Here is an 803-nt window from a genome sequence, read left to right as displayed (position 1 = left end):
GACTCCCAGTCGTCATTGCGAGGAGCGAAGCGACGTGGCAATCTCATGAAATAATAACAAACTCCTGAGATTGCTTCGTCAAAATTTTCAATTTTTTCTCGCAATGACGATTTTTATACTATCTTATTCTTAAATTCTTCTAACTTATTCTCTAATATTAAATCAAAATTATCAGTAATTTTATCTATAGCTTGCATTGCTGTTGCATATTCGGATTTCAGGAAATTATTAAGTACGTAATCTGCTACATCCTGATTATTTTGCGGTCTACCGACTCCAATCCTAATTCTGTTATAATTATTACCTATAACTCCGTCAATCGATTTTAAACCGCTATGCCCGCCGTTACCGCCGCCAAGCTTAAACTTTATTCTACCTGTTTCTAAATCAATATCATCATGAATAACAAAGATTTTTGCGGAGTGGATATTATAATATGTTTTCACCGATATCACTGACTTACCGGACAAGTTCATATAGGTAGTGGGCTTTATAAAAACTATCTTTTGTCCATCACTAATAGTTTCAGCGATCTCACAATTGAATTTTTTCTTTATACTAAATGATGAATTATATTGGTTTGCTATTTTCTCTATAGCAATAAATCCGATATTATGCCTCGTATATTGATACTCTTTTCCTGGATTACCAAGACCAATAACAAGAATCATAATAATATACCTAATAAATATTAATGGAAAATTTTTGAAGAAATATTAATTTGGAAGAAGTATAGAATAATGTCATCCTTAACTCAGTATTACCTGCATGGATTGGTTTTTCGTCATTGCGAGAAGAATTAC

At 32.1% G+C, this 803-nt stretch carries 1 protein-coding gene; it reads right to left on the bottom strand.

Features of this window, described 5'->3' with window-relative positions:
• Positions 1-113 precede the first annotated feature (113 nt).
• Positions 114-671 carry an aminoacyl-tRNA hydrolase gene (gene pth, locus KYQ89_RS02200; protein ID WP_218460219.1) on the bottom strand — a complete coding sequence of 186 codons (558 nt, stop codon included), beginning with the start codon at positions 669-671 and terminating at the stop codon, positions 114-116.
• Positions 672-803: the final 132 nt, after the last annotated feature.

The sequence above is a fragment of the Rickettsia sp. TH2014 genome (assembly GCF_019249195.1).
Lineage (GTDB): Bacteria > Pseudomonadota > Alphaproteobacteria > Rickettsiales > Rickettsiaceae > Rickettsia > Rickettsia felis.
This window is presented reverse-complemented; position numbering and strand designations above follow the sequence as displayed.

Coding starts and splice junctions, on each gene's coding strand:
- pth (WP_218460219.1), bottom strand. CDS start 671: ATGATTCTTGTTATTGGTCTTGGTAATCCAGGAAAAGAGTATCAATAT.